The organism is Kaistia sp. UC242_56, assembly GCF_044452255.1.
GTDB lineage: Bacteria > Pseudomonadota > Alphaproteobacteria > Rhizobiales > Kaistiaceae > Kaistia > Kaistia defluvii_A.
The window spans coordinates 1,557,100-1,570,342 of sequence record NZ_JBIOAN010000002.1 but is presented as its reverse complement, the minus strand read 5'-3'; the positions used below and the strand labels follow the sequence as shown (position 1 = coordinate 1,570,342).

The following is a 13,243-nucleotide window of genomic DNA, read 5'->3' as shown; positions in this document are numbered from 1 at the left end:
TCCGCCCTCCTCGATCGCGTCGGTTCCGGTTCAGGCCTTCACGAAGGCCAGCAGGTCCGGATTGATCACGTCGGCATGGGTGGTCAGCATGCCGTGCGGGAAGCCCTTGTAGATCTTGAGCGTGGCGTTCTTGAGCAGCTTGGCCTGAAGCAGCGCAGCGTCCTCATAGGGCACGATCTGATCGTCATCGCCCTGGGTGACCAGCGTCGGCACGGTGATCGCCTTCAGATCCTCGGTCTGGTCGGTTTCCGAGAAGGCCTTGATGCCTTCATACTGGGCGAGCGCCCCGCCCATCATGCCCTGGCGCCACCAATTGTCGATGATGCCCTGCGAAACCTTCGCGTCCGGACGGTTGAAGCCGTAGAACGGGCCCGAGGCGACGTCGCGGTAGAACTGGGCGCGATTACCGGCCAGCGCCTTGCGGAAGCCGTCGAACACCTCGATCGGCGTGCCGCCGGGGTTGCTGGCGGTCTTGAGCATCAGCGGGGGAACCGAGCTCACCAGCACGGCCTTGGCGACGCGGCCCTGCGGCTGGCCGTAGCGGGCGACATAGCGCGCCACTTCGCCGCCGCCGGTCGAGTGACCGATATGGACGGCATTGCGCAGATCGAGATGCTCGACCACGACCGAGGCGTCGGCGGCGTACTGGTCCATCGTGTTGTTGGTATCGACCTGCGAGGAGCGGCCATGGCCCCGGCGGTCATGGGCGACGACGCGGTAGCCATTCGCCAGGAAGAACAGCATCTGGGCGTCCCAGTCATCGGCCGAGAGCGGCCAGCCGTGATGGAACACGATCGGCTGGGCGTCCTTGCTGCCCCAGTCCTTGAAATAGATTTCCGTGCCGTCCTTGGTCTTGATGAAGCCGCTGCTCATGGGAGTCTCTCCTTGGGAACCGGGGTTGAAGGCTGCAGTGCGGGCAAGCGCGCCCTTGGGAAGGATGGTCGCCGCGGCCAGGAAGGCCGTTCCGGCGAAAACCTCGCGCCGGGTGAGGCGAAGGTGCGGGCGATTGGCGGGCGAGGTCATCGGCATCCCCTCTCGGGAGCGGGCGACCGGCGGGTCGCTTCCTGTCGATGCGCCGGGGCGCAGGCCCGATGGCGTGGCGGGAATGTCGTCGTGCTCATGGCCCTTTGTCTCCGATGCGGTGAACTCGCATGGACAAGCTAGGCGATGGCCAGGTGACGCAGAATCCTACACTCGGTTCAGGGCGTCATACCTTGGTATGTGCGAGCCGGATCGAGCAGGGGCGGCATCCGGAGGCCAGGTGCAGCTTACGTTACGGATAGCGACGCCCCCTATTTCCTGACAGTATGGGAGGCATAGGGGGGCGAGCCGTCTAGATGCGGAGGGAAACCGTGCTCGCCAAGGAACTCAGCGTCCGCCTGACCAGCTGGATGCCCAACAACTATTCCGAAGCCAGGAACCATGATCACGAACTGGAGTGGTATCTCTGGTTCGAGGGTCGGGAAGCCTTTCGGCTGTTCGACAAGGGCCCCAGCGACCTCATCCCCGCCCATGGCTATTTCGGCGACCAGATCCAGCCGATGATCTACCCGCGCGTCGTCAACAACCGCTTCAAGGTGCGGCTGGTGGCGATCGAGCGCGACGGGCCGCAATGGCTGGACCCCGACGACCGCGCTAAGGACGATCTGTGGATCGACCTCGACCAGGTCGGCCCCTATTCGACCTGGACCATCGTCGCAAAGGGCTCCGATACCGCCCTCAACGTCCAGGTCTCGTTCGACATCGTCTCGCTCGAATATGTCAACGCCCCGGAAATCCCCGCCCCGGGCAAGCCCAGCATCGAAGATACGACGAACTTTCCGTTCCCCTGGGGCGGCGAGATCAAGGTCTTCGAGCATGATCTGGGGCTGGGAAGGCAGGCGCGGCTCGATCTGGCCGACAGCCGGCGTGTGTCGCGGCGCGATCTCTGGACGATCGTTCCCGGCAATCCGGGCATGCTCAAGCAGTCCACCCAGGACATCTATCGCTTCGGCGTCGCCGATATCGGCATTGCCAATGACACGATGAGCAGTCTGTACCTGCCGAAGCCGGCCAAGGGCCGCTATTCGATCACGGTCTACGACCATGATTTCAGCGACCCGCGCTTTGCCCAGGGCGCCAAGCGCACACTCAGTGCGCCGGGGCTCTACAAGCTGTCCGATTTCGGTCTCGGCGACCGGGTCTCCTCGGTCGAGGTGGCCCACACTTACCCGAAGACCAATCCGCCCAGGCCGCCAAACTGAGGCTGGGGCGGCGAAACAAATCCACCCCCGAAAAGCCCCGAAACGAAAAAGGGCGCGGCTTGCGCCGCGCCCCGCCCATCCCTGGGGACGCTCAGCCCACTTTTTCGGCCAGCCACGTCTTGATCAGCGATTGATAGGGCACGTCGCGTTTGTTCGCTTCGGCCTTGATGCGGTCGAGAATGCTCACCGGCAAGCGCAGCGAAATCGACGTCGTCGTCGGCTTCAGATTCGGCAGGACGACGCGTGCCGCCTGGGCCCAGTCGACATAGTCCGCCGTGTCATGGCTTTCCCAGAAGGCACGCTCTTCCGCCTCGTCCTTGAAGGACGGGATGGGCTCAAGCTTCCTGTTCATAGCGGCGCCTTTCCCTCTCGCTCATGTCGCGGGCAGATATGACCCGGATCAACGTCCCACCTCCCCGCAGCGTGAAGGTGATCTGCAACCTGCGCCCCGAATGGGTGACACCAAGCGCGTGGAGCCGCACCTCGTCTTGGCTGTGCGCGGGATCGCCAACGACCAGAAGCGGCTGGTTGAAGAACACTTCCTCGGCCTCGGAGCCAGAAACGCCGTGCTTGGCAGCGCTTTTCGTGTCGTTGCCGCTATCCCAATCGAAGCCGACGATCCCGGAGAAGTCGATCATCGACGTATATTATCATCATAGGCCCCGAAACGAAAAAGGGCGCGGCTTGCGCCGCGCCCTTTCGTATTTTCGAGAGGTAGGACTTCTTAGAAGTCCATGCCGCCCATGCCGCCGCCCGGAGGCATTGCGGGCATGCCCGAGTCCTTCTTGGGCTTGTCGGCGATCAGCGCCTCGGTCGTGACGATCAGCGAGGACACGGAAGCCGCATCCTGCAGAGCGGTACGGACGACCTTGGTCGGATCGATGATGCCGGCAGCGACGAGATCGACATAGGTCTCGCTCTGGGCGTCGAAGCCGAACGAGTCGCCCTTGCCTTCGAGAACCTTCGACACGACGATCGAACCCTCGACGCCGGAATTCTCGGCGATCTGACGGATCGGAGCCTCAAGCGCGCGCAGCACGATCTTGATGCCTGCCATGATGTCCGGATTCTCGGACTTCAGCTTCTCGACAGCCTTCTTGGCGCGCAGCAGAGCCGTGCCGCCGCCCGGGACGATGCCTTCTTCGACAGCGGCGCGGGTTGCGTTCAGCGCGTCGTCGACGCGGTCCTTGCGCTCCTTGACTTCGACTTCCGTCGCGCCGCCGACGCGGATGACCGCGACGCCGCCTGCGAGCTTGGCGAGACGCTCCTGGAGCTTCTCCTTGTCGTAGTCCGAGGTCGTCTCTTCGATCTGAGCCTTGATCTGGTTGACGCGGGCTTCGATCTCTTTCTTCTTGCCGTTGCCGTCAACGATGGTCGTGTTCTCCTTGGAGATCGTGACCTTCTTGGCGCGGCCGAGCTGAGCGAGCGTGACGTTCTCGAGCTTGATGCCGAGATCTTCCGAGATCACCTGGCCAGCCGTCAGGACAGCGATGTCCTCGAGCATGGCCTTGCGGCGATCGCCGAAGCCCGGAGCCTTGACGGCTGCGACCTTGAGGCCGCCACGGAGCTTGTTGACGACGAGCGTGGCCAGGGCCTCGCCTTCGACGTCTTCCGAGATGATCAGCAGCGGCTTGCCCGACTGGACGACAGCTTCCAGGACCGGAAGGATCGCCTGCAGGTTGCCGAGCTTCTTCTCGTGCAGAAGGATGTAGGGGTCGTCGAGCTCAGCCACCATCTTCTCAGCGTTGGTGACGAAGTACGGCGACAGGTAGCCGCGGTCGAACTGCATGCCTTCGACGACTTCGAGCTCGGTCTCGGCGGTCTTGGCTTCCTCGACGGTGATGACACCCTCGTTGCCGACCTTCTGCATCGCCGAAGCGATCATCTGGCCGATTTCCTTCTCGCCATTGGCGGAGATGGTGCCGACCTGAGCGACTTCCTCGGACGTCTTGATCTTCTTCGAGCGGGCGACGAGATCCTTGACGGCTTCGGTCACGGCCATATCGATGCCGCGCTTCAGATCCATCGGGTTCATGCCGGCGGCGACGAACTTGGCGCCTTCCTTGACGATCGCCTGAGCGAGAACCGTCGCGGTGGTGGTGCCGTCGCCGGCCTTGTCGTTGGTCTTGGAAGCGACTTCACGAACCAGCTGCGCACCGAGATTCTCGAAACGATCCTCGAGCTCGATCTCCTTGGCGACGGAAACGCCGTCCTTGGTGATGCGGGGAGCGCCGAACGACTTCTCGATGACGACGTTACGACCCTTGGGGCCGAGCGTGACCTTGACAGCGTTGGCGAGGATATCGACGCCGCGCAGCATCTTTTCGCGCGCGTCGGCGGAGAACTTTACTTCTTTAGCAGCCATTGAATGAGCTCCTTGGAGGTTGTGGCAGACAAACGTAATTCGCGTCTGGGGCGGACCCCGCGCGGCTTACTTGCCCTTGCCGGCCTTGCCTTCGATAACGCCGAGGATGTCCGACTCCTTCATGATCAGGAGCTCTTCACCGTCGATCTTGACTTCCGTGCCCGACCACTTGCCGAACAGGATGCGGTCGCCGGCCTTGACGTCGAGAGCGACCAGCTTGCCAGCCTCGTCACGAGCGCCGGGGCCAACAGCGACGACTTCGCCTTCCTGCGGCTTTTCCTTGACGGTGTCGGGGATGATGATGCCGCCGGCAGTCTTCTCTTCCGACGCTACGCGGCGGACGACGACGCGGTCGTGCAGAGGACGGAATGCCATGTTTGTTCTCTCCTCGCGTGCAGGGCGATCCGGACCGGACCACCCGCTAATGTGGGTTGCTAGCACTCACCGATGGGGAGTGCTAGCAGGCAGCACGGATCTAGGCGGCGGGGGGCAGATTGTCAAGGAGACGGTCTCGAGGCCGGTCTCACTTTTTTGGGCGATGACCGATCGGACGATGCCGAACTCAGGCCCATTCGGAGCTGGGCGTCTCGCTGCCGAGCGTATCGACGGCCATCTCCAGGCGCTGGACGAAGCCCTCGCCGGCGCCCGTCATCGGATGGCCGATCACCACATCGCAGAAGAATGGGACAGGAAGATGAACGCCCTTCGGCAGCACCTTGCCGAAGCCGCGCAGGAACACCGGCAGCACCGGAACGTGAGGGCGACGGCGGGCAATGTGGGCGACGCCGCGCTTGAAGGCCTGGCGCATTTCCGGCTCGCCGCGCGACCCCTCGGGGAAGAAGATCAGGATATCGCCGGCGTCGAGCGCGGCCAGCGCATCGGCCAGCGGATCCGCGCCGCCCCGGCCGCTGCTGCGCTCGATCGGCAGGATGCCGATCAGGTCGACGGCGAACCATTTGAGCAGCCGGTTCTTCAAAAAATAATCCGCCGCCGCCACGGCCCGCACCCGGCGCAGCTTCCGGAGCGGGAAGAGCGACATCAGCGCCAGCGTGTCGAGATGGCTGTTGTGATTGGCGGCGATGATCACCGGCCCATCCTTGGGGAGCCGCTCGCGATGGCGCACGGAAAGGCCGATCGCCACCAGAAGGAACGGCCGCACCAGAAGCGCGAAAAACAGCAGTCGCAGAATGTCGCGGGCGGTCATCGGGGATGCTCAAAAATAGAAGTAGCGGACGGCGTGGAAGAAGATCGGCGCGGTGAAGACCAGGCTGTCGATGCGATCGAGGATGCCGCCATGGCCCGGCAGCATGGTGCCGGTGTCCTTGATACCGAGGTCGCGCTTCACCGCCGACATGACGATGTCGCCGAAGAAGCCGGCGGTGGCCAGCAATCCGCCGATGACGGCCGCCTGCCAGGCGCCGATCGGCGTCAGGATCGGCGCCAGCGCGGCGGAGAGCAGGATCGTCGCCACCAGTCCGCCGAGAAAGCCGCCGATCGTCTTGTTGGGCGAGACCCGCGGCGTGATCTTGCGCCGGCCGATCAGCTTGCCGGAGACGAACTGGGCGACATCGTTGAACTCGGTCGCGATCAGCAGGAAGACCAGCAGCCCCGCCCCCATGCCGAGCGGCGCATCGGGCGGCGGAACGGCGAGCAGATAGGCGGCGTGGCTGACGGCGAAGACCGAGGTCATCAGTCCCCAATGCAGCGTGCCCGCCGCCTTGAGGAAGCCCTGCGTCTCGCCGCGCAGCACCATGGCGGCCGGCAGGATCAGGAACATGTAGACGGGGATGAAGATGACGAACATGCCGTACCAGCCGATCCCGACCCAGTAGTACTGGACCGGGACGGCGAGATAGGCGACCAGCAGCACGACGCGGTCGGCCTTCCGGGTCGGGATGATCGTCAGATATTCCTTCAGCGCGAGATAGCTCACGAAGGCCAGCAGCACGATCATCGCCGTACGGCCCAGCGCCAGCGCGACGACCAGCAGCGTGACCATCGCCCACCAGCTGCCGATTCGGGCTTTCAACTCCCGCCGCTTTTCATTGGCCTTTTCGTCCTCCGCCGGCGGAGCGGCGCGCATCCACACCAGCAGGGTCGCCGCGAGCAGGCCGAGAACGACCAGCACCAGCGTGATGACGATCTGCGCCGGCAAGCCGAACAGAACGAACAGGAAAGCGATATCCGACATCAGGCCTCCGCCCGCAGCGCGTGGCGGGCGCGGTTGAAGCAGGTCCAGATGGCGAGGAAGGCGAGGAGCAGCATGATGCCGTCCAGCCACCAGCCCGCCGGGACTCCGATCGCGATCAGGAAGGCTGCCAGGCCCACCACCGCGGCGCGGTCCGATTTGCCCATCGGCCCGTCATAGCGGCGGCCGGCGCCGAGCGACTGGACCAGCACGCCGACGAATTCGGTCAGGATCGCCGCGATGACGAAGAGGACGATCGGGAAGGCATGCGCGCCATAGGGCGCCAGCGCCGGCACCAACGCCAGATAGAGCGCCGAGTCCGACACGACGTCGCCGACCTCGTTCAGGATGGCGCCGAGCTGGCTCTTCTGGTCATGCTCGCGGGCGATCATGCCGTCTATGGCGTTGAGCGCCATCCGCACGAACAGGAGCAACGGCAGGAGCAGCAGGCTGGCGCGGTCGCCGGCAAGCCCCCACAGGGCGATCGCCGTGGCGACGCTGGCGAGCATCGCGGCGATCGTCACCTGGTTGGCCGTCACGCCCCGGGCGACAAGCCCGCGCGTCAGCGGGCGCAGCAGCGCCTGAAAGCGCGGCTTCAGATCATAGACAGAGGTCATTCAGCGCGTCGCAAAGCAGGAGAAGTCGGAGGACACCCGTCCAGCGTTCCGCCATCCTGCGCCCGGCCGGGCCGGCTGGGCTATGATAGCTGTCACAGGCCTGGACCGGCGGCTCAGCCGGTGATCGAGAACGGCAGTTCGACGGGCGCGGAGCGGCCGGTCGCGGCATCGGTCACGGTCAGGACCAGCACGTAGTCGCCCGCCTTCAGGGCCGGCAGCTGGACGCCGACGGTGATCTGGAACTCGCGATTGCGGTTGCGGCTGATCTTCTCGAACACCGCCGGGGCCGACGACTTGGTCAGGATCTGGCCGCTGGCGTTGCGGATCTCGATCTCGGACGAGAGGGCGATCTTGTAGCCGTCCGCGACCTCGGCCCAGCCGAAGCCCTGCGGCTCCACATAGATCTGGATCGGGCTGGACGCGCCGAAACGATTGCCGTCATGCGGGACGTAGTCGCCAAAGCCCTTGGCTTCGTCGACGAAGCGGGCGTTCTTCAGCGTGAGCGGCGCATTCTTCCAGAACGCGTCGACGGCGCCATCCAGCGCGGCCTGGGCCTCGGCGGTCTTGCCGGCCTGGAGCAGGGTTTCCGCTTCTCCGGCCTTGTCGGCAACTTCACCGGCGCCTGCGACGCCCGACACAGCGAAAAGCAAAGCGCCCGCCACTGCAATCCCGGAAGCCCGGGATGCCCAGTCCTTCATGTCTTTCCCCTCGTCTCAGGCGCGGCAAGCGCCCGTACAGCCCCATTTCGCGCGAACATGCCGTTCCGCCGCGTCCTGCGCAAGGGCCTCCACAAAGGAGGATTAATTCAGCGCCGCAACGGCTTATGCGGTCCGGCGCTCCAGCCAGGCCTGGCGCTTGCGATAAATCGTCGAAGGACTGATCTCGAGCGCCGCCGCCGCGCGGGCGATATTGCCGCCATGCGCCTCGACCGCGCACTCGATGATCGAGCGCTCCTGCTCCCAGAACGGGGCCACAACCCCAGGCGCGGCGCGGGTTTCTACGCCGGCGAACTCGCCCGACGCCGCCGTGGCGCCCCGGCGGATCGTCGGCGGCAGCATGGCCAGCGTGACCTCGCTGCCCTGGTGCAGCACCACCATGCGGCGGATCGCATTCTGCAATTCGCGGACATTGCCGGGCCAGGGATGGCGCATCAGCATGGCCGCAGCCTCGGGATCGAAGCCGCGAAAGCCGCGCGATTCCTCGGCCGCATAGCGGGAGAGGAACGCCGAGGCGAGCGGCAGGATGTCCTCGGGCCGTTCCCGCAGGGCGGGAAGCTGGATCGGTAGGACGTGCAGACGGTAGAAGAGATCCTCGCGGAAACGCCCGGCGGCGATCTCGACAAAGGGATCGCGATGGGTGGCGCAGACGATGCGGACGTCGACCCGGCGCGTCGCGACGTCGCCGACGCGCTGGACGGTGCCGCTCTGGATGAAGCGCAGCAGCTTCGCCTGCAGGCCGAGATCCATCTCGCCGATCTCGTCGAGGAACAGCGTGCCGCCATCGGCGAGCTCGGCGGCGCCAAGCCGCGTCTCGGTCGCGCCGGTGAAGGCGCCCCGGACATGGCCGAAGATCTCGCTCTCCATCAGGTCCTTGGGGATCGCGCTGCAGTTGATGGCGATGAATGGCTTGTCGCCCCGCCCCGAGCGAGTGTGGATCGCCTCGGCGCAGAGCTCCTTGCCGGTGCCGCTTTCGCCGGTGACGAAGACCGGCGCGCGCGACGGCGCGATCCGGCTGATCTGGTCGTAGACAATCATCATCGCGGCGGAACGGCCGATGAAGCCTTCGAAATCCTCGCGCGCAATGCCGGCCGTGGCCGGCTTCGGCCGCGCGGCTTCGGGAGCCCGGGTCTCCAGCGGCCTGGTGGTCGACCATTGCGCGATCGCCGCGTCCAAGCGGTCGAGCAGCGCCGCCGCGCCGAACGGCTTGGGCAGGAAATCGATCGCGCCGGCGCGCATGGCGGCGACGGCGGCATGCACCGAGCCGCGCGCGCTCATCGCGATGACGGAGGAATCATTGGCGGCGAAGCTGCCGAGCTGGTCGACCCCGCCGACGGTTTCGAGATCGGCCACGACGATCGAATGCGGATGACTGACGAGGCGTTCGATCGCCTCGGCCTTGGTCGCGAAAGCAACCGTCGAAAAACGCAGCCCCGCCTCGGACGCCAGATGCGCGGAAACGGTGCGCCGCTGCACCGGATCGGCATCCACGATCAGAACCTGAACGAGCTCTTGCGAGCCGCCAACGAAACCCATGCCTGGAAGACCCCTCTTCCGCCGCGAAACATTTTCCGCGACGGACCAACCTTCTCAGAACAGGGTAAACAAAACGTTCCGAAACATCCGCCAATCGCGTGAAACGACAGGCGATTTCAGCTTTGAAGCCCGGCCTGACGGGCGGCGGCGACCAGCTTGTCCACCAGTTCCGGGTTCGGCAGCACGCGGTTCAGCACCGCCGCCGGGTCGGCCGCCATGGCCGGGTAGCGGGCGCGCATGCGGGCGGCGGCCGCGTCGCGGGCATCGGAATTGCTGGCCGCGATGATCTCCAGGAGAGCCGCGAGGGGATGATCCGGCAGGTCGACGCGCCCCATCAGCTTGCGCAGCGTCTCGGTCTTGCCGCCCTGGAAGGCCGCCAGCGCTAAATAGAGATCGTACCAGGGCGGGTAAGCGGTGTTACTGCTCGCCGCCTCCTCGATCAGCCGCTGGCCGAGCTGGTAGCGGCCGGCGACGATCAGCACCTGGCCCTGCGAGGCGCGGATGTCGGTATCGAGCGGATTGAGCAGCATGGCGCGGTTGCCGGCCTCGATGGCGCGCTGGATCTGGCCGGTGGAATAATAGGTGAACTGCAGCGCCTGCATCGCCCGCGCACTGGTCGGCGCCAGCTGCACCGCCAGGGCGGACGCCTTCACGGCGCGGTCGATGGCATCCGCGTGAAGCTTGGGGTCCGCCGCCACAGCGCCTTCGGAGAGATAGAGCAGGCTCAGCTGCGCGTAGGAAAGCGCATAGGCCGGGAAGCGGTGCGTCAGTTCCTCCAGGCAGGCCTTCACGTCGGCATGCGACTTCGGCGTGTAGCTTTGCCAGAAGTTGAACGAGCGGATCACGCAGGGAAAGCCGTCATCGGGAAGATCGCTGCGGGTCAGCCGATCGGACAGGACCACGCCATAGGGCTGGGCGATGGCGGTGGCGATCGCGCCCGTCAATTCGTTGATGGTCGCGGAAGGGCGGATCGGATTGCGCGGCAGGGTCATTTGCGACGACCAGATCACACGGCCCGTGGAGCGGTTCGTCAGCATGGTCGAAACGGAGATGCCGGACACGCCGGACGACAGCCGGCCGCTCACCTGGTAATCGGCGTCGCCATCCATGCGCGTGACAACCGTGACCTCGTCGAAACGCGACATGGCGGTGGCCAGCATCACCGAAAACTGGCTGCCGGAGACGCCGAGCGACGTCTCGTCCGTGACGGCGAAGGGGGCGACGAAGATCCGCGGCGCTTGGGGCTTGGTGGCAGGAAGCCGCGCGCCGACTGCCAGAGGGTCACCGGCCGCGTCGGCAATGCTCGCCTGGGCCCTGCCCAGATCCGCAAGCAGGCGCGATCCGCCGGACATCCCGAAGGCCAGGAGCACTGCCCCGACCAGCAGCGCTGCGGAAAGACGAAAGCTCCAGGATTGCCCTGCGACCGGCAACGGCGCAGGTGGAGCCGTCAGCGCCTCGTCTTCCAAGGGCGCGGCTTCTGCGACCTCTGGAGGTTCGGCCTGCCGGGCATCCTCGGCGATGCGTTCGAAGCGCGGCACGTAGCTGCCGCGCGGAACGGTGATCCGAAGCTGGGCGTCGGCGCCCTCGGCAAGATAGTAGGCGTCGAGCGCCTTGCGCAGCCGTCCGGCCTCGACCCGGACGATCGGGTCCGAGGCGGGATCGAACGTTTCCGGCCGACCGAGCGCTTCGGTCGCGATCGAATAGGCCTTGATGCGATCCGCCTCTCCCGCGAGCGCCTTCTCGACGACGTAGCTGAGGAAGGCGCTCAGCTGTCGCGAGGCGACGAACGAGGCGCAGGCCTGGATGTCGGCAAGGGCCGCCCTGATTTCGTCCGGTTCAATATCGGCACCGGTTGGCCCGACCCGGGAATCCTGTTCGGTCATGTTGCTACCATCAGGTGCCGACGCCGGCTTCATGCAGTGCGTCCTGGAGGCGGCGAGTAAAGGGCGAAGGCGGAAACTGTCGGCTGAGCGCGGTTGGCATGTCGGTCGCAAAGAGAGGCATCAATTCATAGAGCACCTGCACGGCGGCGTCCCGTGCATCGATCTGACCGGCGGCATCATAGGCCAAAATGCGCGCGATCGCACCGTAGGGAAGCAGCGACACATCCGCCATGACGGCGCCGGACATCGGCTCGGTATGCATCGGCTTGCCAAGCCGCGCCAGAAACTCCAGCGAATCGTAGAAGGAAACGTGTGCGGGATCGAGCAGTCGCGCCGCTGCCGCTTGTTGCAGGGCCTGGTCAGGATAATCCGAGGCGATGAGCGCCAGCACATATTGCAGCCGCGACAGCGGATCGTGCGGATTGGAAGAAATGGCACGGAGGCCGACGGTGCGCGCGGCCTCGAGGTCGCCCTTGGCGAAGGCGACTGTCGCGACCGCCGTCATGGCGCGAACGTTGGCGGGCTCGAGCTGCAACGCCTGGCGTGCCAGTTCGTCGGCCTCCTTCAGCGCCTCCCGCGCTGCGGCCGCATCGGGATTGAGCCGGAAATTCTCCATCAGCAAAAGCGCCCGCGACGCCCGCGCATTGGCGAAATTGGGATAGCGCTCGATCAGTTGGGCCAGACAGGTGTCGAACCGGCTCCACGCCTCGCCATCGAGCCGGTGCTTCTGCAACTGGGCCTCGATCAGGCAATCATAGCCGCTCAATTCGCCAGCCGGCCCGTCATCACTGCGCGCCACGAACTGGGCGATGGCGCCGAATTGCGGCGCGATGGCCGTCGTCGCCGCGGCCAGCAGACGGTCGATGCCCTGGCGCGACATCAGCTCGGAAAGGGGCATGTCGATCGAGGCGCTCCACAGCACCTCGGCGGTTCCCGTCGAAAGCAGCCGCATCGCGACGGTGCTCTTCCGGTCGGAAACCAAAATCTCGCCTTCCAGGCGGAAATCCGCCGCCTGCCCGCGATCGGAGAGGACGCGCAGTTCGGGGAAGCGGGCGAGCGCCACGGTGAGGCCGGAGACCAACTCCTCGCTGCGGTCCGCGATTTCCCCCCCGGCCGGCGCGGAGAACGGCATGACCTCGATGCTGGGCAAATAGGGGCTGGTCGCCGGCGGTGCCACCGCTGAACGGGACGCGATCCGGGTAGGAGCTGTGGCGGTGCGATGGGCGGGCTGCGTATCCGCCATGCGCTGCTGCAATAAAACGAAGGTGCCGAAGAGCGCGATGGCAATCGCCGCCAGGATGGCGCCGATGACAATTGCGTTGATCCCCGGCCCGCGCGATGCCGGTTCGGGCGGCGGATTGGGGAACGCGGGAGGCGGCTGCGGCATCGCCGCGGCGTCCGGCAGGGGTGACGGCAGCGGCGGCAGGCGCTCGAAGCGCGGCACATAGGAGCCGCGCTCGACGACGATGCGGACCGGGTCGTCGGCGCCGCTACGCTCATAATAGGACGCCAGTGTCCGGCGCAGCCGGTTGGCCTCGACGCGCACGATCGGGTCGCGCTGGGAGTCGTAGCCTTCCGGCCGGCCGAGCACCACGGTGCCGATGGTCTGGCCCTTCAGCGTGTGCTCGTTGCCGGCGAGGCGGGCTTCGACGATGTAGGTGAGAAAGGCGCAGAGCTGGGGCGAGGCCACGAACT

The 13,243-nt window shown here is 65.9% G+C and carries 13 protein-coding genes; 1 reads left to right on the top strand and 12 read right to left on the bottom strand.

Annotated features, from left to right (window positions below):
• Positions 1 to 30: 30 nt before the first annotated feature.
• Positions 31 to 873, bottom strand: a complete 843-nt coding sequence (locus tag ACHMWQ_RS10025; RefSeq protein ID WP_396307355.1) for an alpha/beta fold hydrolase — start codon at positions 871 to 873, stop codon at positions 31 to 33.
• Between the two features lie 464 nt (positions 874 to 1,337).
• Here ACHMWQ_RS10025 and ACHMWQ_RS10020 point away from each other — a divergent pair, with 464 nt between their 5' ends.
• Positions 1,338 to 2,243: a hypothetical protein gene (locus ACHMWQ_RS10020; RefSeq protein WP_396307354.1), complete on the top strand. Its 906-nt coding sequence runs from the start codon at positions 1,338 to 1,340 to the stop codon at positions 2,241 to 2,243.
• 91 nt (positions 2,244 to 2,334) lie between these two features.
• Here ACHMWQ_RS10020 and ACHMWQ_RS10015 read toward each other — a convergent pair whose 3' ends face one another.
• From ACHMWQ_RS10015 to ACHMWQ_RS09965, 11 genes are all read right to left on the bottom strand, one after another.
• A complete protein-coding gene (locus tag ACHMWQ_RS10015) occupies positions 2,335 to 2,595 on the bottom strand; it encodes a BrnA antitoxin family protein (protein WP_396307353.1) in 261 nt (86 codons plus the stop codon).
• Entirely contained in the window at positions 2,579 to 2,881 is a 303-nt protein-coding gene (locus tag ACHMWQ_RS10010) for a BrnT family toxin (protein WP_266333593.1), read from the bottom strand. Before ACHMWQ_RS10010 ends, ACHMWQ_RS10015 begins: the two co-directional genes overlap by 17 nt.
• A gap of 86 nt (positions 2,882 to 2,967) precedes the next feature.
• On the bottom strand, positions 2,968 to 4,608 hold the full coding sequence (gene groL / locus ACHMWQ_RS10005) for a chaperonin GroEL (RefSeq protein ID WP_354552746.1): 1,641 nt from the start codon (positions 4,606 to 4,608) through the stop codon (positions 2,968 to 2,970).
• Positions 4,609 to 4,674: 66 nt separating this feature from the next.
• Complete coding sequence (gene groES, locus ACHMWQ_RS10000; protein WP_266333589.1) at positions 4,675 to 4,983, bottom strand: co-chaperone GroES; 309 nt, start codon at positions 4,981 to 4,983, stop codon at positions 4,675 to 4,677.
• 187 nt (positions 4,984 to 5,170) lie between these two features.
• The gene (locus ACHMWQ_RS09995) at positions 5,171 to 5,812 is read right to left on the bottom strand and encodes a lysophospholipid acyltransferase family protein (RefSeq protein WP_354552744.1); all 642 of its coding nucleotides are present in this window, start codon (positions 5,810 to 5,812) and stop codon (positions 5,171 to 5,173) included.
• A gap of 9 nt (positions 5,813 to 5,821) precedes the next feature.
• Positions 5,822 to 6,799: a phosphatidate cytidylyltransferase gene (locus ACHMWQ_RS09990; RefSeq protein ID WP_396307352.1), complete on the bottom strand. Its 978-nt coding sequence runs from the start codon at positions 6,797 to 6,799 to the stop codon at positions 5,822 to 5,824.
• Positions 6,799 to 7,413, bottom strand: a complete 615-nt coding sequence (locus ACHMWQ_RS09985; RefSeq protein ID WP_396307351.1) for a CDP-alcohol phosphatidyltransferase family protein — start codon at positions 7,411 to 7,413, stop codon at positions 6,799 to 6,801. Before ACHMWQ_RS09985 ends, ACHMWQ_RS09990 begins: the two co-directional genes overlap by 1 nt.
• Positions 7,414 to 7,526: 113 nt before the next feature.
• On the bottom strand, positions 7,527 to 8,111 hold the full coding sequence (locus tag ACHMWQ_RS09980) for a hypothetical protein (RefSeq protein ID WP_396307350.1): 585 nt from the start codon (positions 8,109 to 8,111) through the stop codon (positions 7,527 to 7,529).
• 123 nt (positions 8,112 to 8,234) lie between these two features.
• Positions 8,235 to 9,665, bottom strand: coding sequence for a sigma 54-interacting transcriptional regulator (locus tag ACHMWQ_RS09975; protein ID WP_396307349.1), 1,431 nt, complete (start codon positions 9,663 to 9,665; stop codon positions 8,235 to 8,237).
• Between the two features lie 116 nt (positions 9,666 to 9,781).
• A complete protein-coding gene (locus tag ACHMWQ_RS09970) occupies positions 9,782 to 11,548 on the bottom strand; it encodes a hypothetical protein (protein WP_396307348.1) in 1,767 nt (588 codons plus the stop codon).
• 10 nt (positions 11,549 to 11,558) lie between these two features.
• The gene (locus ACHMWQ_RS09965; RefSeq protein ID WP_396307347.1) at positions 11,559 to 13,238 is read right to left on the bottom strand and encodes a hypothetical protein; all 1,680 of its coding nucleotides are present in this window, start codon (positions 13,236 to 13,238) and stop codon (positions 11,559 to 11,561) included.
• Between the last annotated feature and the right edge of the window lie 5 nt (positions 13,239 to 13,243).